Genomic DNA, 19,637 nt, shown 5'->3' with positions numbered 1-19,637 from the left:
GGGATTGTTGCTACCGTATTGCGCGCGCCCGGCTTCTCGGCTATAGTCGCTCACATGATTTCGCGCCAAGCCCTACTCGCCCGCACCATTCTAGGTGGCCTACTAGGCCATCAGGTCGGGACGCGTTCGCGCTGAGGGAAGCCAACACCCTCGCGCAAAGTCACACAGGATTCACAAACGCCCCGGCCTGCATCACTGCACGCCGGGGCGTTTTGCATTCAGCGCCAGCGTGCCGGGAGCGCGAGCCAGGTCCGCAAGACGCAAAGCACAACAGATAAAGCCCAGGAGCCCCACCCATGTCCGACAAACTCATTATTTTCGACACCACCTTGCGCGATGGCGAGCAGTCGCCCGGCGCCTCCATGACCCGCGATGAAAAGATCCGCATCGCGCGGCAGCTGGAGCGCCTGAAGGTCGACGTGATCGAAGCCGGCTTCGCGGCAAGCTCCAACGGCGATTTCGAGGCCATCCGCTCGATCGCGCAGGTGGTCAAGGATTCCACCATCTGCTCGCTGGCGCGCGCCAATGACAAGGACATCGCGCGTGCCGCCGAAGCGCTCAAGCCCGCCAACTCCTTCCGTATCCATACCTTCATCGCCACCTCGGCGCTGCATATGGAAAAGAAGCTGCGCATGACGCCCGACCAGGTCTATGAGCAGGCCCGCCTCGCCGTGCGCTTCGCGCGCCAGTTCACCGACGACATCGAGTTCTCGCCCGAAGACGGCAGCCGCTCGGACATGGATTTCCTGTGCCGCGTGCTCGAAGGCGTGATTGCCGAAGGCGCGACCACCATCAACCTGCCCGACACGGTGGGCTATGCGGTGCCGGAAGGCTACGCCGCGCTGATCCGCTCGGTGCGCGAGCGCATTCCCAATTCCGACAAGGCCGTGTGGTCCGTGCATTGCCACAATGACCTCGGCATGGCGGTGGCCAATTCGCTGGCGGCGGTCAAGCTCGGCGGCGCGCGCCAGGTCGAGTGCACCATCAACGGCCTCGGCGAGCGTGCCGGCAACACCAGCCTGGAAGAGGTGGTGATGGCGGTCAAGACCCGCCGCGACTACTTCGACTTGGATGTCGGCGTCGATACCACCCAGATCGTGCCGGCCTCCAAGCTGGTATCGCAGATCACCGGCTTCGTGGTGCAGCCGAACAAGGCCGTGGTCGGCGCCAACGCCTTCGCCCATGCCTCCGGCATCCACCAGGACGGCGTGCTCAAGGCGCGCGACACCTACGAAATCATGCGGGCCGAAGACGTGGGCTGGACCGCCAACAAGATCGTGCTGGGCAAGCTGTCCGGTCGCAACGCGTTCAAGCAGCGCCTGCACGAACTTGGCATCGAGCTCGAAAGCGAGAGCGAGGTCAACGCCGCTTTCACGCGCTTCAAGGAGCTGGCGGACCAGAAGGCCGAGATCTTCGATGAAGACATCATGGCCATCGTTTCCGACGAGGCACACGACGTCAACGACCACTTCCGCTTCATCTCGCTGTCGCAGCATTCGGAAACCGGCGAGCGCCCGCATGCGCGCGTGGTCTTCAATATGGATGGCCAGGAGGTGGTCGGCGAAGCCGAGGGCAACGGCCCGGTCGATGCCACGCTGCATGCCATCGAGAGCAAGGTCAACAGCGGGGCGGAGCAGGTGCTGTATTCGGTCAACGCCATCACCACCGGCACGCAGGCCCAGGGCGAAGTCACGGTGCGGCTGTCCAAGGCCGGGCGCATCGTCAACGGCGTGGGCACCGACCCCGACATCGTGGCTGCTTCGGCCAAGGCCTACCTGGCCGCGCTGAACAAGCTGCACGACAAGGCCGTGCAGAAGATCAACCCGCAGATCTGATCCCGATCGGAGCGGAAGCCCCGCGGCCTACCCGGCCGCCGGGCTTGGACTGGCCCGCCGCGTTCCCACGAGGACGCCGGCGGGCGTTTTGCGTTCTCCCCGCGTGCAAGGCGCGGGGTTGCGACGGACCCGTGCGCCGCCTCAGCGGCGACGGCCGGGTCCGTCGGCCAGCGGGTCGGGTGTGATCTGCGTCTGGCGCAGTACACCGCCGTCGTCAAAATAGAAATTGAACATCGACGGCCAGTTGTCTTCGTGGCGGAAGCGATAGGACCACACTTCGCGCTTCATCAGCGGGAAGTATTGCGTGGGTTCGCGCGGCTTGCCGAAATGCTGCTCCACGTCGAGCTTGGTCCAGACGTCGACCTTGGCCTTGTAGAGTTCGCTGGTCTGCAGCATCTGCCGGAACGAGGTCAGGCGTGCGTTGCTGTCGAAGTCCGCCGCGTACGACTGGCGCCCGAACGGTTGCCTGGAATAGATCCAGCGTTCGGTGCCGTCCGCGAGGCGGTAGGTATCGGTCGGCAGGCCAAACATTGCGCGCACGTCGGCTTGCGGCGCACCCACCAGTTTCTGTCCCGCCTGCACCGGTTGCAGCGTGGCGCAGGCGGATAGCAGGATGGCCGCCGCAGCGAGCGCGATGCAGCAGGCGGCGCGGTGCAAGGCTGTGTTCATGGCGGTCTTCCCCGGGATTGCGTGGTTGCGCTGCTGCGTTGCTGCGTTGCTGCGCTGATAAGGATTAAGAGTGTATCCGCGCCGGAAAGTTGTGTGCGGTTCACGTGACACACGCACCTCCCGGCCCCAATCTGCGCGATAGTGTCTTCTTCTCGGCCTAATATCGCCCTGGTATGACACTGTGGCGGGGTTTGCCTCGGCCGGAGCCGTGGCTTACCATGCATCGCTTTTGGCGGGAGATCTCTCGATGTTGGTTAAACGATGGCTGGCCGGCTGCCTGCTGGCGCTGGTCGCCGCGGGCGCGGGCGCCCAGGAGCCGATCCGGCTGGGCATGATCGAGGGGCTGTCCGGGCCTTTTGCCAATGCAGGCGACGCGGTGGTGCGCAACCTGCGGATCGCCATCGACCGCGTCAACGCACGCGGCGGCGTCAAGACCGCCCAGGGCGCGCGCCCGTTCGAGCTGGTCACCTTCGACAGCAAGGGCAATGTCGACGAGAGCCTGATCCAGTTCCGCGGCCTGGTGGATCGCCGCATTCCCTTCGTCCTGCAGGGCAACAGTTCGTCGGTGGCAGGCGCGCTGGTCGGCGCGGTCAACCGGCACAACGCGCGTCAGACGGATGCGCGCGTGCTGTTTCTGAACTATTCGGCGGTCGACCCAGCGCTCACCAACGAAGGCTGCAGTTTCTGGCACTTCCGCTTCGACGCCAGCGCTGACATGCGCATGCAGGCCCTGACCGAAGTCATCCGCGCCGACACGAGTGTGCGCCGCGTCTACCTGATCGACCAGGACTACAGTTTCGGGCACCAGGTGTCGCGTTCCGCGCGCGAGATGCTCGCCTCCAAGCGCCCGGAACTGCGCATCGTGGGCGACGAGTTCCATCCGATCGGCAAGATCAAGGATTTCGCCCCGTATATCGCCAAGATCAAGGCCAGCGGGGCGGATGCCGTGGTCACCGGCAACTGGGGCAACGACCTGACGCTGATGGTCAAGGCGGCGCGCGAAGGGGGCCTGAGCGCCAAGTTCTACACCTTCTACGGCAATGGCCTGGGCGCGCCCGCGGCAATGGGCGACGCCGGGGTAGGGCGGGTGCTGGCGGTGGCGGAATGGCACCCGAATGTCGGCGGAGCCGCCTCGGACGCCTTCTACCAGGCCTTCCGCTCGCGCTATCCGGAGCCACGGGACGACTACGTGCACCTGCGCATGCAGATGATGGTGGAAATGCTGGCCCGCGCGATCGAGCAGGCCGGTTCGACCGATGCCGTCAAGGTGGCGCGCGCGCTGGAGGGCATGCGCTATGTCAACGACTTCCACGACGCCACCATCCGCGCCGACGACCACCAGGTCCTGCAGCCGCTCTATGTGTCCGTGATGGAGAAGCAGGGAGGGGATGTGCGCTTCGACAACGAGGGCTCGGGCTACGGCTTCCGCACGGTGCGCAAGCTCAAGGCCGCGCAGACCACGTTGCCCACGACTTGCCGGATGGAGCGGTTCTGAGGGATTTCCTGGCAAGCGCCGCCGGATTTCCGTTATAATCGCCGGCTGTCACAGCCAACCGGTCGCGGATGGATCACCCAACGGGGTGCCGATGCTCCGGCCTGGCCAGGACAAAATTGCCTGAAAGACGCAAAGGGCACGACGCAGGCGGCGTATTCCGCGCTGTAGCGTTCGCAAGTGAAAAGGAAATCATCATGGCAGTAGCCGAAACCAGCAGCAAGACCGACATCATCAAGCAGTTCGCACGTGCAACCAACGACACCGGCAGCCCCGAAGTCCAGGTCGCCCTGCTGACCAACCGCATCAACGAACTGACCCCCCACTTCAAGGCCAACATGAAGGATCACCACAGCCGCCGCGGCCTGCTGCGCATGGTGAGCCGTCGTCGTCGCCTGCTGGACTACCTCAAGGCCAACGATGCCGACCGTTATCGTTCGCTGATCGAGAAGCTGGGCCTGCGTAAGTAAGCACCCAGGATCGTCCGGATGGCAGCACGAATGGATGCAATGCACGCCTTCGCGTGAAGCCATGAATGCCTGCGTCAGCCCCGCTGATGCAGGCATTTTGTTTTTGCGGGCCGATGTCCGCAACGCTGCAAGTGATGTTCGTTTCACCCGGCATCGCCAGGCGGCCATGCCTGGCGCCCGTTGCGCCAAGACGTGCAACGGAGTAAGTTACTTCGTTCTTTAGCTTTTTTTCATACCGGAGTCGGGCAAGGAAGCGGGGCTTTGTGTCATTCCAGCGTGGTATCCGGCGGGTACCCCGCTGGAATGGCATAGCACTTCCCTGTGACCGCGACCGACGCGCATCCGGCGGTTCGCCCGCGGCTGCTAACGCGGGCATTGCACAATGCGTGCAAGCACGAACAAAGGAACGCTCATGACCATGTTCAACAAGATCGTCAAGGAATTCCAGTGGGGTCAGCACACGGTGCGCCTGGAAACCGGTGAAATCGCCCGCCAGGCTGGCGGCGCCGTGATCGTCGACGTGGAAGACACCGTGGTGCTCGCCACCGTGGTGGCGGCCAAGTCGCCCAAGGCCGGCCAGGACTTCTTCCCGCTGACCGTCGACTACATCGAGAAGACCTACGCCGCCGGCAAGATCCCCGGCGGTTTCTTCAAGCGTGAAGGCCGTCCGTCGGAAAACGAAACGCTGACCTCGCGCCTGATCGACCGTCCGCTGCGCCCGCTGTTCCCGGAAGGTTTCTACAACGACGTGCAGGTGGTGATCCACGTGCTGTCGCTGAACCCGGAAGTGCCGGCCGACATCCCCGCGCTGATCGGCGCCTCGGCCGCGCTGGCCGTGTCGGGCATCCCCTTCAGCGGCCCCGTGGGCGCCGCCCGCGTCGGCTACAAGGATGGGCAGTACCTGCTCAACCCGACCCGCTCGCAGATCGCCGCCTCGCAGCTCGACCTGATCGTGGCCGGTACCGAGCGCGCCGTGCTGATGGTGGAATCGGAAGCCCACCAGTTGTCGGAAGAAGTGATGCTGGGCGCCGTGGTCTATGGCCACGAGCAGATGCAGACCGCCATCAACGCCATCCATGACCTGGTGCGCGACGGCGGCAAGCCCGAGTGGGACTGGGCACCGGCGCCGAAGAACGAAGCGCTGATCGCCAAGGTCGGCGAGATCGCGCAGTCGCTGCTGCAGGACGCCTACCAGCTGCGCCAGAAGTCGGCGCGCAGCCAGAAGCTCAAGGAAGTCTACGCCGCCGTGACGGCCAAGCTGGCCGAAGCCGGCGTGGAAGCCGACAAGGTCGAAGTGGGCAACGTGCTGTTCGACATCGAAGCCAAGATCGTGCGCAGCCAGGTGCTGTCGGGCGAGCCGCGCATCGACGGCCGCGACACCCGCACGGTACGCCCGATCGAGATCCGTTCGTCGGTGCTGCCGCGCGCGCACGGCTCGGCCATCTTCACCCGCGGCGAGACGCAGGCGCTGGTGGTGGCCACGCTGGGCACCAAGGGCGACGAGCAGATCATCGACGCACTGGCCGGCGAATACCGCGACCGCTTCATGCTCCACTACAACATGCCTCCGTTCGCCACCGGCGAAACCGGCCGCGTGGGCAGCCCGAAGCGTCGTGAAATCGGCCACGGCCGCCTGGCCAAGCGCGCGCTGATCCCGGTGCTGCCGAAGGACGACGAATTCGCCTACACCATCCGCCTGGTCTCCGAAATCACCGAATCCAACGGCTCGTCGTCGATGGCATCGGTGTGCGGCGGCTGCCTGGCACTGATGGACGCCGGCGTTCCGGTCAAGGCGCACGTGGCCGGCGTGGCCATGGGCCTGATCCTGGAAGGCAACAAGTTCGCCGTGCTGACCGACATCCTGGGCGACGAGGACCACCTCGGCGACATGGACTTCAAGGTGGCGGGCACCGACGCCGGCATCACCGCGCTGCAGATGGACATCAAGGTCCAGGGCATCACCAAGGAAATCATGCAGGTCGCGCTGGCGCAAGCCAAGGAAGGCCGCCTGCATATCCTGGGCAAGATGCAGGACGCCATGGGCCACGCGCGCACCGAGCTGTCGGAGCATGCACCGCGCATGATCACCATGAAGATCCATCCGGACAAGATCCGCGAAGTGATCGGCAAGGGCGGCTCGACCATCCAGGCGCTGACCAAGGAAACCGGCACCACCATCGACATCCAGGAAGACGGCACCATCACCATCGCCTCGACCTCGACCGAAGGCATGGCCGAAGCCAAGCGCCGCATCGAAGGCATCACCGCGGAAGCCGAAGTGGGCAAGATCTACGCCGGCACCGTGCTCAAGCTGCTGGACTTCGGCGCGATCGTCAACATCCTGCCGGGCAAGGACGGTCTGCTGCATATCTCCGAGATCGTCAACGAGCGCGTCAAGGACATCAAGGACTGGCTCAAGGAAGGCCAGCATGTTCGCGTCAAGCTGATCCAGGCTGACGAGAAGGGCCGCCTGCGCCTGTCCCTGAAGGCCGCGCTGGCCGAAGAGGGCGGCAGCATCAGCCCGATCGTCAACACCAGCGAGGCACCGGCCGCGCCGGCCGCACCGGCCGCACCGTCGGCGGACCAGCAGCAGTAAGCGGTCCGGGCAGTACCCGTAGCAGAAAAAACGGCTGGCGATGTCCAGCCGTTTTTTTGTTTACACTGCCGCCAGTCTCGCCTGCTGCAACGGCCAGCCCCGGCCTTCGCGGCGGACCCCAAACATCGATCCCCAGCCATGCGCGCGAAGCCGCGGCATGCGCAACGCAAGGAGCAGCAATGCAAGCCATCGAAATCCGTGAGTACGGCGCCCCCGAAGTCCTGCAACTGACGCAGCGTCCCGATCCCGAGGCCAGGCCCGGCGAGATCCTGATCCGCGTGGCCGCCGCGGGCGTCAACCGCCCCGACGTGTTCCAGCGCACCGGCAACTATCCCGTGCCGCCCGGCGCGTCCGACCTGCCGGGACTGGAGGTGGCGGGCGTGGTGGCCGGCGGCGATCTCTCGCACCCCGACAACCGCTTCGGCCTGAAGCTGGGTGACCGCGTCTGCGCCCTGGTGCAGGGCGGCGGCTATGCCGAGCTGTGCGCCGCGCCGGTGGCGCAATGCCTGCCGGTGCCGGCAGGCCTGTCGGACATCGAGGCGGCGGCATTGCCCGAGACCTTCTTTACCGTGTGGAGCAATGTGTTCGACCGGGGCTATCTGGGGCGCGGCCCGCTGGGCAAGGACGAGACGCTGCTGATCCAGGGTGGCTCGAGCGGCATCGGTACCACCGCCATCCAGATCGCCAAGGCGCTTGGCCACAAGGTCTTCGTGACCGCCGGCAGCGCCGACAAGTGCCGCGCCTGCGAGGCGCTGGGCGCGGACCGCGCCATCAACTACAAGACCGAGGACTTCGTCGCCGAGGTCAAGGCGCTGACCGGCGGCCGCGGCGCCGACGTCATCCTCGACATGGTGGCCGGGCCTTACCTGGCGCGCGAGCTGTCGTGCGTGGCCGACGATGGCCGTATCGTCATCATCGCGCTGCTCGGCGGCGCCAAGGCCGAAATACCGCTGGGCGACATCCTGCGCCGCCGCATCACCGTGACCGGCTCGACGCTGCGTCCGCGTCCGGTGTCATTCAAAGGCGAGATCGCGCAGGCTTTGCACCAGCATGTCTGGCCCCTGCTGGCCGCGGGCAAGATCAAGCCGGTGATCCACCAGACCTTCCCGGCCGCGCAGGCCGCCGACGCGCATCGCCTGATGGAATCCAGCGAGCACATCGGCAAGATCGTCCTGACCTGGTAAGGAGGCGAGGCCCGCGGCCGCGCGGAGTGCTTCCCGGCGCGATTTGAGGTCGCTTCGGTGGCGTAGGGCCCTGGCCCACGCTACAATAGCGGGTTTTATCAAGAGAGGCGCTCCGTGAGACAAAAGCTCGTCATCGGCAACTGGAAGATGCACGGCAGCCTGGCCGCCAACGCGGCCCTGCTGGCAGGTATCAAGGCCGCGCCCGCAAGCGCCCGCCTGGCGGTGTGTGCGCCCTTCCCGTACCTGGCGCAGTGCCAGTCGCTGCTGGCCGGTTCGGCGGTGGCCTGGGGGGCGCAGGACGTCTCGGCCGAGACGCGCGGCGCGTTCACCGGCGAGGTGTCGGCTCCGATGCTCGCCGAGTTCGGCGCTTCCTACGCCCTGGTGGGGCATTCGGAGCGCCGCAGCTACCATGGCGAGGTCGATGCCGTGGTGGCCGCCAAGGCGTTGCGCGCGCTCGAAGCAGGCATCGTGCCGGTAGTGTGCGTGGGTGAGACCCTGGCGCAGCGCGAGGCCGGCCAGACCGAGGCGGTCGTCGGCCGCCAGCTCGATGCCGTGCTGGAGGCGCTTTCGACCGAGCAGCTCGGCCGCATCGTGCTGGCCTACGAACCGGTGTGGGCAATCGGCACGGGCAAGACCGCAAGCAGCGAGCAGGCCCAGGCCGTGCACGCTTTCCTGCGTGGCCGCGTGGCGGCGCGCGACGCCGGCGTGGCAGCCGGCATGGCCATGTTGTACGGCGGCAGCGTCAAGCCGGACAATGCGGCAGAACTGTTTTCCATGCCCGACATCGACGGGGGCCTGATCGGAGGGGCCTCGCTGAAGTCGGACGATTTCCTCGCGATCGGCAACGCCTGAATGCCGGCCGCTCACATGGTCTGATCAGGCAAGCGAATCGAACCAAATGGCAATTTTCAAAACTTTGTTGGTAGTGGCGCAGGTACTGTCCGCGCTTGGCGTGATCGGCCTGGTGCTGCTGCAGCATGGCAAGGGCGCCGATGTCGGCGCGGCGTTCGGGTCGGGCGCCTCTGGCAGCCTGTTCGGCGCCAGCGGCTCGGCCAACTTCCTGTCGCGCACCACGGCCGTGCTGGCGTCGCTGTTCTTCATCTGCACGCTGAGCTTGACGCTGATGGGCAACTATCGTCCCGCTGCTTCGCTGGGCGTGATGGGCGCAGCGCCGCAATCCGCGCCGGCTCCTGCCGCCGCTTCGGCTCCCGCTACGCCCGCAGTGGCGGCCTCGGGCGCAGCTGCGCCTGCGGTACCGAAATAATCAAGCAGCCTTGCGACTTATTCTTGAAGATTTTTGTAGTTGTGCATTGAACAAAACAAGATTTTTGGGTTAGAATGCAAGGCTTGAAACGATCCCCCAGCGACGGGGCTCCAGCCAGGATAAAGTTATCCCAGCCAGAGTTCCGAAGGGTGTAAAAACCCTGGCGCGAGGCAATATTGTTTCTCCCCCAGCCGACGTGGTGAAATTGGTAGACACGCTATCTTGAGGGGGTAGTGGCGAAAGCTGTGCGAGTTCGAGTCTCGCCGTCGGCACCAAACAACTTGATCGGGACATGGGTCCGGGGTTCATTCCGGATTCATGTCCCGGCCAGTCCGCAAGGCGGCGTCGTAATTTCTACGGAATGGCGCTTGGGGTGGGCAACAGGACGCCGCTATGCGCTGGTGCTGTTGACAACATTCCAGATAAGGCTGGCCGTACCTTGAATCTCGAAGCCTACTTCCCCGTCCTCATCTTCATCATCTTCGGTGTCGTGCTCGGCGTGGCACTGATGTCGATTGGCCGGATCCTCGGCCCCAACAAACCTGATCCCGCGAAGCTCTCTCCGTACGAGTGCGGCTTCGAAGCGTTCGAGGACGCGCGCATGAAGTTCGACGTGCGCTATTACCTCATCGCTATTCTTTTTATCCTGTTCGATCTCGAAACCGCCTTCCTGTTCCCGTGGGGTGTAGCCCTGCGCGACATCGGCTGGCCGGGTTTCTTCTCCATGGGCGTGTTTCTGCTGGAATTCATCGTGGGCTTCGTCTACATCTGGAAAAAAGGCGCGCTCGATTGGGAGTGATGTGAAATGGCAATCGAAGGCGTTCTCAATGAAGGCTTTGTCACGACTACCGCTGACAAGCTGATCAACTGGACCCGCACCGGGTCGCTGTGGCCGATGACGTTTGGCCTGGCCTGCTGTGCTGTGGAAATGATGCATGCCGGCGCGGCACGCTACGACCTGGACCGCTTCGGCGTGGTCTTCCGTCCGTCGCCGCGCCAGTCCGACGTGATGATCGTCGCCGGCACGCTGTGCAACAAGATGGCCCCCGCGCTGCGCAAGGTCTATGACCAGATGGCGGAGCCGCGCTGGGTGATCTCGATGGGGTCGTGCGCGAATGGCGGCGGCTACTATCACTACTCGTATTCTGTTGTGCGTGGCTGCGATCGCATCGTGCCGGTGGATATCTACGTGCCGGGTTGCCCGCCGACGGCCGAAGCGCTGATCTACGGCGTCATCCAGCTGCAGAACAAGATCCGTCGCACCAATACCATCGCGCGCAAGGGCTGACATGGCGAACCTCGATACCCTGAAGGCCGCGCTCGAAAAAACATTGGGCAAGCGTATCCAGAAACTGGTGGAAGCGGTAGGGGAGCTAACCCTTATCGTCAAGGCCGACGACTCCCTGGAAACCGCGCTGATGCTGCGCGACGATCCCTCGCTGCGTTTCGAGCAGCTGCTCGACGTGGCCGGCGTCGACTACTCCGCGTACGGCGACGGTGCCTGGGACGGCCCCCGTTTCGCCGCGGTGACGCACCTGCTGTCGATCACCCATAACTGGCGCCTGCGCGTGCGCGTGTTCGCGCCCGACGACGACGTGCCCGTGGTGCCGTCGCTGAACGACGTCTGGAACTCGGCCAACTGGTTCGAGCGCGAAGCGTTCGACTTCTACGGCATCGTATTCGAAGGCCATAACGACCTGCGCCGCCTGCTGACCGACTAYGGYTTCGTCGGCCAYCCGTTCCGCAAGGATTTCCCGGTCTCGGGTTACGTCGAAATGCGCTACGACCCCGAGCAGAAGCGGGTGATCTATCAACCCGTGACCATCGAGCCGCGTGAAATCACGCCGCGCGTGATCCGGGAAGAGAACTACGGCGGCTTGCAGCACTGAGAAGCGCAATGGCAGACATCAAGAATTACACCCTGAACTTCGGCCCCCAGCACCCGGCAGCGCACGGCGTGCTGCGCCTCGTGCTCGAGCTCGACGGCGAAGTGATCCAGCGCGCCGATCCGCACATCGGCCTGCTGCATCGCGCCACCGAGAAGCTGGCGGAGCAGAAGACCTGGATCCAGAGCGTGCCGTACATGGACCGCCTCGACTACGTGTCGATGATGGTCAACGAGCATGCCTACGTGATGGCGATCGAGAAGCTGCTCGACGTCGACGTGCCCATCCGCGCGCAGTACATCCGCGTGATGTTCGACGAGATCACGCGCCTGCTGAACCACCTGATGTGGATCGGCGCGCATGCGCTCGACGTGGGCGCGATGGCCGTCTTCCTGTACGCCTTCCGCGAACGCGAAGACATGTTCGACATGTACGAGGCGGTGTCGGGCGCGCGCATGCACGCGGCCTACTACCGTCCGGGCGGCGTGTACCGCGACCTGCCGGACACGATGCCGCAATACAAGGCGTCGAAGATCCACAACGAGCGCGCCATCAAGGCCATGAACGAGGCGCGTTCGGGCTCCCTGCTCGACTTCATCGAGGACTTCACCAACCGCTTCCCGAAGTACGTCGACGAATACGAGACGCTGCTCACGGACAACCGGATCTGGAAGCAGCGCCTGGTCGGCATCGGCGTGGTGAGTCCCGAGCGTGCGCTGCAGATGGGCTTTACCGGCCCGATGCTGCGCGGCTCCGGCATCGAGTGGGACCTGCGCAAGAAGCAGCCCTACGAAGTGTATGACCGCATGGACTTCCAGGTGCCGGTCGGCATCGGCGGCGATTGCTATGCCCGCTACCTGGTGCGCATCGAAGAAATGCGCCAGTCCAACCACATCATCAAGCAGTGCATCGACTGGCTGCGCCGCAACCCCGGCCCGGTGATGAGCGACAACCACAAGGTGACGCCGCCGTCGCGCGTGGACATGAAGTCGAACATGGAAGAGCTGATCCACCATTTCAAGCTCTTCACCGAAGGCATTCACGTGCCCGAGGGCGAGACCTACGCGGCAGTGGAACACCCGAAGGGCGAGTTCGGCATCTACGCGATCTCCGACGGCGCGAACAAGCCGTACCGCCTGAAGATCCGCGCCCCGGGCTTTGCCCATCTGGCGGCCCTCGACGAAATGGCCAAGGGCCACATGATTGCGGATGCGGTGACGATCATCGGTACCCAGGACATCGTCTTCGGCGAAATCGACCGCTAACAAGAGCCGCCGGCCCCGGACGACGATCCGGGCGCCCCTGGCAGGGATACGGGCAAAGCCCGCGTCCTGCCACGGGAAACCCGCGGTGGGCCCAGCATGCCTCTGACATGCGGGCAGCAACAGCAGCGACGGCTGCAAACCTGCGAAATGCGCGCCATGTGGCGGGCATGACCGCAAATGACTCGGCGTATTACAGCAACGACCATGCTATCAGCAGAAGCTCTCAAGGAAATCGATCGCGCGATCGCCAAGTATCCGGCTGACCAGAAGCAGTCGGCCGTGATGGCGGCGCTGGCCGTGGCACAGGGCGAAGTGGGCTGGGTCTCTCCGGAAGTCATGCAGTTCGTCGCCAGCTACCTCGACATGCCGCCGGTATGGGTCGAGGAAGTCGCGACCTTCTACAACATGTACGACACCAAGCCGGTCGGCAAGTACAAGCTGACGGTCTGCACCAACCTGCCTTGCGCCCTGTCGGGCGGCGAGCGGGCCGGCGAGTACCTCAAGCGCAAGCTTGGCATCGATTACAACGAAACCAGCCCGTGCGGCACCTTCACCCTCAAGGAAGGCGAATGCATGGGCGCCTGCGGCGACGCGCCGGTGATGATCGTCAACAACACCCGCATGTGCAGCTTCATGAGCGATGCCAAGCTGGACCAGTTGGTTGACGAGCTCAAGGCCACCGACACCGCCAAGGGGGACAAGTAACATGACCTCTCTGCACGACCGCCACATCAAGCCGCTGATCCTGGCCGGCCTCGATGGCAGCAACTGGCACCTCGAAGACTACGTCAAGCGCGGCGGCTACCAGCAGCTCAAGCGCATCCTGACCGAGAAGATCACGCCCGAACAGGTGATCGCGGACGTCAAGGCCTCCGGCCTGCGCGGCCGTGGCGGCGCGGGCTTCCCCACCGGCCTGAAGTGGAGCTTCATGCCGCGCCAGTTCCCTGGCCAGAAATACCTGGTCTGCAACACTGACGAGGGCGAGCCCGGTACCTTCAAGGACCGCGACATCATCCGCTACAACCCGCATGCGCTGATCGAAGGCATGGCCATCGGCGCGTACGCGATGGGCATCTCCGTGGGCTACAACTACATCCACGGCGAGATCTGGAACGAATACAAGATCTTCGAGGAAGCACTCGAAGAGGCGCGCGCGGCCGGTTTCCTGGGCGACAACATCCTGGGTTCGGGCTTCGACTTCCAGTTGCACGCCCACCACGGCTACGGCGCCTACATCTGCGGCGAAGAAACGGCGCTGCTCGAATCGCTGGAAGGCAAGAAGGGCCAGCCGCGCTTCAAGCCGCCTTTCCCGGCCAGCTTCGGCCTGTACGGCAAGCCGACCACCATCAACAACACCGAGACGTTCGCCGCGGTGCCGTTCCTGCTGACCGTCGGTCCGGACAATTACCTGAAGATGGGCAAGCCGAACAACGGCGGCACCAAGATCTTCTCGATCTCCGGCGACATCGAGCGCCCCGGCAACTACGAGATCCCGCTGGGCACGCCGTTCGCGGCCCTGCTGGAGCTCGCCGGCGGCATGCGTGGCGGCAAGCGCATCAAGGCGGTGATCCCGGGCGGCTCGTCCGCGCCGGTGGTGCCGGGCGACATGATGATGGCGTCCGACATGGATTACGACTCGATCGCCAAGGCCGGCTCGATGCTGGGCTCGGGCGCGGTGATCGTGATGGACGAGACGCGCTGCATGGTCCGCTCGCTGCTGCGCCTGTCGTACTTTTACTTCGAAGAATCGTGCGGTCAGTGCACGCCGTGCCGCGAAGGCACCGGCTGGCTCTATCGCATGGTGAATCGTATCGAACACGGAGAAGGGCGCCAGGAAGACCTGGACCTCCTCAATAACGTCGCTGAAAACATCATGGGCCGCACCATCTGCGCGCTCGGCGATGCGGCAGCGATGCCGGTCCGCGGCATGCTCAAGCACTACTGGAAAGAGTTCGAACATCACGTCGAACACAAGCAGTGCATGGTTCCGGCCTACTCTTAAGCGTGGCAGAACATGGTTGAACTCGAGATCGACGGCAAGAAGGTTGAGGTTGCTGAAGGCAGCCTGGTGATGGAAGCCGCCCGCAAGCTGGGCACCTACATCCCGCACTTCTGCTACCACCGCAAATTGTCCATCGCGGCTAACTGCCGCATGTGCCTGGTCGAGGTTGAAAAAGCGCCCAAGGCGCTGCCGGCCTGCGCCACCCCCGTCGCCGCGGGCATGAAGGTCTTCACCAATTCGGAGAAGGCAGTCAAGGCCCAGAAGTCGGTGATGGAATTCCTGCTGATCAACCACCCGCTGGATTGCCCGATCTGCGATCAGGGCGGCGAGTGCCAGCTGCAGGATCTGGCCGTTGGCTACGGCGCATCGGAGTCGCGCTACAAGGAAGAAAAGCGCGTGGTGTTCCACAAGAACGTGGGCCCGCTCATCTCCATGGAAGAGATGACCCGTTGCATCCACTGCACCCGCTGCGTGCGCTTCGGCCAGGAAGTGGCCGGCGTGATGGAGCTGGGCATGCTGGGCCGTGGCGAGCACTCGGAAATCACGACGTTCGTCGGCCAGACGGTCGATTCCGAACTGTCGGGCAACATGATCGACCTGTGCCCGGTCGGCGCGCTGACCAGCAAGCCGTTCCGCTACTCGGCCCGTACCTGGGAACTGGCCCGCCGCAAGTCGGTGTCGCCACATGACGGCCTGGGTGCGAACCTGGTGGTGCAGACCAAGAACCAGCGCGTGATGCGCGTGCTGCCGCTGGAAAACGAAGACGTCAACGAGTGCTGGCTGTCCGACAAGGACCGCTTCTCGTACGAAGGCCTGAACAGCGCCGACCGTCTGACCAAGCCGCTGCTCAAGCAGGGCGGCGAGTGGATGGAAACCGACTGGCAGACCGCGCTGGAATACGTGGCCAACGGCCTGGCCAGCATCAAGCGCGACCATGGCGCCGACCAGATCGCCGCCCTGGCCAGCCCGCACAGCACGCTGGAAGAACTCCACCTGCTGGCCAAGCTGGTACGGGGCCTGGGCAGCGACAACGTCGACTTCCGCCAGCGCCAGACCGATTTCTCGGCCGCCCTGAAGGGCGCGCCGTGGCTGGGCCTACCGATCGCCGACGTATCCGCGCTGCAACGCGTGCTGGTGATTGGTTCGGCCCTGCGCAAGGATCACCCGTTGCTGGCTGCGCGTCTGCGCCAGGCCGGCAAGAAGGGCGCCCGCGTCGCGGTGCTCGGCGCCAACGCCGACGACCTGCTGATGCCGCTGGCCGCCCGTATCGACGTGGCACCGTCGGGCTGGGCAGCCGCCCTGGCCGGCGTGGCGCGCGCCGTGGCCGCTGCCAAGGGCGTGGCCGCTCCGGCCGGCACCGACGGCTTCGACGGTGACGACAAGGCCAGGCTGGTTGCCGACGCGCTGCTGTCGGGCGAGCGCCGCGCCGTGTTCCTCGGCAACGAGGCGGTGCGCCATCCGCAATTCGCCACGCTGCATGCGCTGGCGCAGTGGATCGCCACCGAGACCGGCGCCACGCTAGGCTTCCTGACCGAAGCCGCCAACACCGTGGGTGGTCATATCGCCGGCGCGCTGCCGCAGAACGGCGGCGCCAATGCGCAGGCCATGTTCGACACGCCGCGCCGCGCGTACGTGCTGCTCAACACGGAACCCGAGTTCGACGCGGCCAACCCGCGCCAGGCCCTGGCCGCGCTGGGCCAGGCCGGCACCGTGGTGGTGCTGTCGCCGTTCCGCTCGGAAGCCGCGCTGCAGTACGCCGACGTGATCCTGCCGGTGACGCCGTACACCGAGACCGCGGGCACCTTCGTCAATTGCGAAGGCCTGGCGCAAAGCTTCAACGGCGTGGTCCGTGCGCTGGGCGATTCGCGCCCGGCGTGGAAGGTCCTGCGCGTGCTGGGCAACCTGCTCGACGTGCCGGGCTTCGCCTACGAGACCGCCGAGAACGTGCGTGACGAAGTGCTGGCCAAGCCGGTCGCGCCGCAGCTGGGCAACGCCACCGACGCGGCCATCCGCGTGAGCGCGGCCGCCGGCGGCATCGAGCGTGTCGCCGACGTGCCGATCTACCACGCCGACCCGATCGTGCGCCGTGCCGATTCGCTGCAGCTGACCGCGGCCGCGCGCCGCGCCATGCAAGCCGGCCTGTCGGCCGACCTATTCGCCTCGCTGGGCGTGCAGGCTGGCGATCCGGTGCGTGTGACGCAGGGGCAGGGCAGCGTGGTGCTGCCGGCAGCCCTGGAAGCCGCGCTGCCCGCGAACACCGTGCGCGTGTCGGCAGGCACCGTCGCCGCGACCAGCCTGGGCGCGATGTTCGGCACCGTCACCGTTGAGAAAGCCATCGACCTGGCCACCGCCGCGAAGGGCGCGGCCGAGCCGGCGGCCACGGCATAAGAAGAGCGAGAAAGAAACATGATCGACTGGATTACCTCGCAAGGTCAGAGTCTGTTCGGCGGCGTCTGGACGCCGCTGTGGATCCTGATTCGCGCCGTGCTCATCGTGGTGCCGCTGCTGCTGTGCGTGGCCTACCTGATCCTGTGGGAGCGCAAGCTGATCGGCTGGATGCACGTGCGTATCGGCCCGAACCGGGTCGGCCCGCTGGGCCTGCTGCAGCCGATCGCCGACGTGCTCAAGCTGCTGCTCAAGGAAGTGATGATGCCCACGCAGGTCAGCCGGGGCATGTACCTGGTTGCCCCGCTGATGGTGCTGATGCCCGCGATCGCGATCTGGGCGGTGGTGCCGTTCCAGGCCGACGTGGTGATGGCGAACGTCAATGCCGGCCTGCTGTACGTGATGGCGATCAGCTCGGTCGGCGTGTACGGCGTGATCCTGGCCGGCTGGGCCTCTAACTCCAAGTATGCGTTCATCGGCGCCATGCGCGCCGCGGCGCAGATGGTGTCGTACGAAATCGCCATGGGCTTCGCCCTGGTGACGGTGCTGATGGTGTCGGGCAGCCTGAACCTGTCGGCTATCGTCAACACGCAGAACACGGGCTACTTCGCCGGCCTCGGGATCAACATCCTCTCGTGGAACTGGCTGCCGCTGCTGCCGATGTTCGGGGTGTACTTCATCTCCGGCGTGGCCGAAACCAACCGCCACCCGTTCGACGTGGTGGAAGGCGAGTCGGAAATCGTGGCCGGCCACATGATCGAATATTCGGGCATGGCGTTCGCGCTGTTCTTCCTGGCCGAGTACATCAACATGATCGTCATCTCCACGATGACCGCGCTGATGTTCCTGGGAGGCTGGGCACCGCCGTTCTCGAGCTTCATCACCAATGCGATCCCGGGCTTCTTCTGGCTGCTGATCAAGGTATTTTTGCTCCTGTCGGTCTTTATCTGGCTGCGCGCCTCGTTCCCGCGCTACCGCTACGACCAGATCATGCGCCTGGGCTGGAAGATCTTCATTCCGCTCACGGTCGGCTGGCTGATCATCGTCGCGATCTGGATCCGGTCGCCGTGGAATATCTGGCACTGAACGGCCAAAGCAGGGGCGCCTCCATGCCAGGCGGCGCCCTGTGGAATTATTAGGAAGCAATCGTCATGCTGCTCGCCATCAAGGACTTCTTCAACAGCCTGCTCCTGAAGGAACTCTTCAAGGGCATGGCTCTGACCGGGCGTTATCTCTTCGCCCGCAAGATCACGGTCCAGTTCCCCGAAGAGAAGACGCCGATCTCGCCGCGTTTCCGTGGCCTGCACGCGCTGCGCCGTTACCCCAACGGCGAAGAGCGCTGCATCGCCTGCAAACTGTGCGAGGCGGTCTGCCCGGCGATGGCCATCACCATCGAGTCGGACGCGCGCGCCGACGGCACCCGCCGCACCACGCGCTACGACATCGACCTGACCAAGTGCATTTTCTGCGGCTTCTGCGAAGAGGCCTGCCCGGTCGACGCCATCGTCGAGACGCATATCCTCGAATACCACGGCGAGAAGCGCGGCGACCTGTATTTCACCAAGGACATGCTGCTGGCCGTGGGCGACCGCTACGAACCGCAGATCGCCGCGGCCAAGGCTGCGGACGCCAAGTACCGCTAAGGCGGCGCAAGACCGGGCGCGCCGGCCGAGTCTGGCCGGCGCTGCCAATGCAATGTGAATCGGGCCCCTTGCGGGGCCAACGAAAAGGATGCCGCAAGGCCAGGCCACCAGAGGTGGCTTGTGCCGGAAGGCTCAAAGAGGATCCGACAGGGACCATGGAACTCACGACCACCATCTTCTACGTCTTTGCGCTGGTGCTGGTGCTCTCCGCACTGAAAGTCATCACCGCGAAGAACCCCGTGCACTCCGCACTGTTCCTCGTGCTGTCGTTCTTTACGGCCGCCGCGATCTGGATGCTGCTGAAGGCCGAATTCCTGGCCATCCTGCTGGTGCTGGTGTACGTGGGCGCCGTGATGGTGCTSTTCCTKTTCGTSGTGATGATGATCGATATCGACATCGAGCACCTGCGACGGGACTTCTGGACCTATGTGCCGCTGGCTTCGGTGGTCGGCGCGCTGATCATCGCCGAGATGGCCACCGTGCTGGTGCGCAACTTCATCGGCACCACCACGCCGCTGAACAACGTCGCGCAAGGCCCGGACTACTCGAATACCGCGGCGCTCGGCAAGCTGATCTACACGGACTATATCTACGCCTTCGAAGTGGCCGGCATCATCCTGCTGGTGGCGATCATCGCCGCCGTCGCGCTGACGCTGCGCCGCCGCAAGGACAACAAGGCACAAGACGTGGGCGAGCAGCTGCGCACCCGCCGCCAGGACCGCGTGCGCCTGGTCTCGATGCCGACGGAAGCCAAGGCGCAAGACGCCGCCGCTGCCGCGAACAAGAACTGAAGCCCGGAGAAACGCTGTGCTATCTCTCGCCCATTTCCTCGTGCTCGGTGCGATCCTTTTCGCCATCAGCATCGTTGGTATTTTCCTGAACCGCAAGAACGTGATCGTGCTGCTGATGGCGATCGAGCTGATGCTGCTTGCGGTCAATATGAACT

Annotated in this window: 19 protein-coding genes and 1 tRNA gene; 19 read left to right on the top strand and 1 reads right to left on the bottom strand. The window is 64.8% G+C overall.

Features of this window, described 5'->3' with window-relative positions; translation table 11 throughout:
• Window positions 1-296: 296 nt before the first annotated feature.
• Entirely contained in the window at window positions 297-1,835 is a 1,539-nt protein-coding gene (locus AC1DK4_RS07180; protein ID WP_441643165.1) for a 2-isopropylmalate synthase, read from the top strand.
• Between the two features lie 141 nt (window positions 1,836-1,976).
• On the opposite strand, the gene AC1DK4_RS07175 is transcribed toward AC1DK4_RS07180, so the two are convergent.
• Entirely contained in the window at window positions 1,977-2,504 is a 528-nt protein-coding gene (locus tag AC1DK4_RS07175) for a hypothetical protein (protein ID WP_441643164.1), read from the bottom strand.
• 247 nt (window positions 2,505-2,751) lie between these two features.
• Here AC1DK4_RS07175 and AC1DK4_RS07170 point away from each other — a divergent pair, with 247 nt between their 5' ends.
• The 18 genes from AC1DK4_RS07170 to AC1DK4_RS07085 form a co-directional block, all read left to right on the top strand.
• Window positions 2,752-3,999 carry a branched-chain amino acid ABC transporter substrate-binding protein gene (locus AC1DK4_RS07170; protein WP_441612331.1) on the top strand — a complete coding sequence of 416 codons (1,248 nt, stop codon included), beginning with the start codon at window positions 2,752-2,754 and terminating at the stop codon, window positions 3,997-3,999.
• Between the two features lie 194 nt (window positions 4,000-4,193).
• The gene (gene rpsO / locus AC1DK4_RS07165; protein WP_441612329.1) at window positions 4,194-4,466 is read left to right on the top strand and encodes a 30S ribosomal protein S15; all 273 of its coding nucleotides are present in this window, start codon (window positions 4,194-4,196) and stop codon (window positions 4,464-4,466) included.
• A 412-nt stretch (window positions 4,467-4,878) separates the two neighbouring features.
• Window positions 4,879-7,062 carry a polyribonucleotide nucleotidyltransferase gene (gene pnp, locus AC1DK4_RS07160; protein ID WP_441612328.1) on the top strand — a complete coding sequence of 728 codons (2,184 nt, stop codon included), beginning with the start codon at window positions 4,879-4,881 and terminating at the stop codon, window positions 7,060-7,062.
• Between the two features lie 179 nt (window positions 7,063-7,241).
• Window positions 7,242-8,246, top strand: a complete 1,005-nt coding sequence (locus AC1DK4_RS07155) for an NAD(P)H-quinone oxidoreductase (protein ID WP_441612327.1) — start codon at window positions 7,242-7,244, stop codon at window positions 8,244-8,246.
• Between the two features lie 114 nt (window positions 8,247-8,360).
• Complete coding sequence (gene tpiA, locus AC1DK4_RS07150; RefSeq protein WP_441612326.1) at window positions 8,361-9,098, top strand: triose-phosphate isomerase; 738 nt, start codon at window positions 8,361-8,363, stop codon at window positions 9,096-9,098.
• Between the two features lie 46 nt (window positions 9,099-9,144).
• Window positions 9,145-9,510 (top strand): preprotein translocase subunit SecG, encoded by a 366-nt coding sequence (gene secG / locus AC1DK4_RS07145; RefSeq protein ID WP_441612325.1) that lies wholly within the window; start codon window positions 9,145-9,147, stop codon window positions 9,508-9,510.
• Between the two features lie 190 nt (window positions 9,511-9,700).
• A tRNA-Leu gene (locus AC1DK4_RS07140) sits at window positions 9,701-9,785 on the top strand.
• A 164-nt stretch (window positions 9,786-9,949) separates the two neighbouring features.
• Entirely contained in the window at window positions 9,950-10,309 is a 360-nt protein-coding gene (locus AC1DK4_RS07135) for an NADH-quinone oxidoreductase subunit A (RefSeq protein WP_420992699.1), read from the top strand.
• 6 nt (window positions 10,310-10,315) lie between these two features.
• Complete coding sequence (locus AC1DK4_RS07130) at window positions 10,316-10,798, top strand: NuoB/complex I 20 kDa subunit family protein (protein WP_020203631.1); 483 nt, start codon at window positions 10,316-10,318, stop codon at window positions 10,796-10,798.
• Between the two features lies 1 nt (window position 10,799).
• Window positions 10,800-11,399 carry an NADH-quinone oxidoreductase subunit C gene (locus AC1DK4_RS07125; protein ID WP_441649929.1) on the top strand — a complete coding sequence of 200 codons (600 nt, stop codon included), beginning with the start codon at window positions 10,800-10,802 and terminating at the stop codon, window positions 11,397-11,399.
• An 8-nt stretch (window positions 11,400-11,407) separates the two neighbouring features.
• Window positions 11,408-12,661, top strand: a complete 1,254-nt coding sequence (locus AC1DK4_RS07120) for an NADH-quinone oxidoreductase subunit D (RefSeq protein ID WP_441612323.1) — start codon at window positions 11,408-11,410, stop codon at window positions 12,659-12,661.
• A 204-nt stretch (window positions 12,662-12,865) separates the two neighbouring features.
• Window positions 12,866-13,366 (top strand): NADH-quinone oxidoreductase subunit NuoE, encoded by a 501-nt coding sequence (nuoE, locus tag AC1DK4_RS07115; protein ID WP_441612322.1) that lies wholly within the window; start codon window positions 12,866-12,868, stop codon window positions 13,364-13,366.
• A 1-nt stretch (window position 13,367) separates the two neighbouring features.
• Entirely contained in the window at window positions 13,368-14,663 is a 1,296-nt protein-coding gene (nuoF, locus tag AC1DK4_RS07110) for an NADH-quinone oxidoreductase subunit NuoF (RefSeq protein WP_441643163.1), read from the top strand.
• A 12-nt stretch (window positions 14,664-14,675) separates the two neighbouring features.
• The gene (nuoG, locus tag AC1DK4_RS07105; protein WP_441612320.1) at window positions 14,676-17,051 is read left to right on the top strand and encodes an NADH-quinone oxidoreductase subunit NuoG; all 2,376 of its coding nucleotides are present in this window, start codon (window positions 14,676-14,678) and stop codon (window positions 17,049-17,051) included.
• Between the two features lie 18 nt (window positions 17,052-17,069).
• Entirely contained in the window at window positions 17,070-18,134 is a 1,065-nt protein-coding gene (gene nuoH / locus AC1DK4_RS07100) for an NADH-quinone oxidoreductase subunit NuoH (protein ID WP_441612319.1), read from the top strand.
• 65 nt (window positions 18,135-18,199) lie between these two features.
• Window positions 18,200-18,691, top strand: a complete 492-nt coding sequence (gene nuoI / locus AC1DK4_RS07095) for an NADH-quinone oxidoreductase subunit NuoI (RefSeq protein WP_441612318.1) — start codon at window positions 18,200-18,202, stop codon at window positions 18,689-18,691.
• Window positions 18,692-18,846: 155 nt separating this feature from the next.
• A complete protein-coding gene (locus AC1DK4_RS07090) occupies window positions 18,847-19,482 on the top strand; it encodes an NADH-quinone oxidoreductase subunit J (protein WP_441612317.1) in 636 nt (211 codons plus the stop codon).
• Between the two features lie 16 nt (window positions 19,483-19,498).
• Window positions 19,499-19,637: NADH-quinone oxidoreductase subunit K (locus tag AC1DK4_RS07085; protein WP_477131455.1), on the top strand; the 139-nt coding region annotated here is incomplete at its 3' end.

Source organism: Cupriavidus sp. 05N38 (assembly GCF_056397345.1).
This window is presented reverse-complemented; position numbering and strand designations above follow the sequence as displayed.

Bases quoted from the DNA above. Each gene is read 5' to 3' on its own strand.
- AC1DK4_RS07180 (WP_441643165.1), top strand. From the start codon at position 297: ATGTCCGACAAACTCATTATTTTCGACACCACCTTGCGCGATGGCGAG.
- AC1DK4_RS07175 (WP_441643164.1), bottom strand. From the start codon at position 2,504: ATGAACACAGCCTTGCACCGCGCCGCCTGCTGCATCGCGCTCGCTGCG.
- AC1DK4_RS07170 (WP_441612331.1), top strand. From the start codon at position 2,752: ATGTTGGTTAAACGATGGCTGGCCGGCTGCCTGCTGGCGCTGGTCGCC.
- rpsO (WP_441612329.1), top strand. From the start codon at position 4,194: ATGGCAGTAGCCGAAACCAGCAGCAAGACCGACATCATCAAGCAGTTC.
- pnp (WP_441612328.1), top strand. From the start codon at position 4,879: ATGACCATGTTCAACAAGATCGTCAAGGAATTCCAGTGGGGTCAGCAC.
- AC1DK4_RS07155 (WP_441612327.1), top strand. From the start codon at position 7,242: ATGCAAGCCATCGAAATCCGTGAGTACGGCGCCCCCGAAGTCCTGCAA.
- secG (WP_441612325.1), top strand. From the start codon at position 9,145: ATGGCAATTTTCAAAACTTTGTTGGTAGTGGCGCAGGTACTGTCCGCG.
- AC1DK4_RS07130 (WP_020203631.1), top strand. From the start codon at position 10,316: ATGGCAATCGAAGGCGTTCTCAATGAAGGCTTTGTCACGACTACCGCT.
- AC1DK4_RS07120 (WP_441612323.1), top strand. From the start codon at position 11,408: ATGGCAGACATCAAGAATTACACCCTGAACTTCGGCCCCCAGCACCCG.
- nuoE (WP_441612322.1), top strand. From the start codon at position 12,866: ATGCTATCAGCAGAAGCTCTCAAGGAAATCGATCGCGCGATCGCCAAG.
- nuoF (WP_441643163.1), top strand. From the start codon at position 13,368: ATGACCTCTCTGCACGACCGCCACATCAAGCCGCTGATCCTGGCCGGC.
- nuoG (WP_441612320.1), top strand. From the start codon at position 14,676: ATGGTTGAACTCGAGATCGACGGCAAGAAGGTTGAGGTTGCTGAAGGC.
- nuoH (WP_441612319.1), top strand. From the start codon at position 17,070: ATGATCGACTGGATTACCTCGCAAGGTCAGAGTCTGTTCGGCGGCGTC.
- nuoI (WP_441612318.1), top strand. From the start codon at position 18,200: ATGCTGCTCGCCATCAAGGACTTCTTCAACAGCCTGCTCCTGAAGGAA.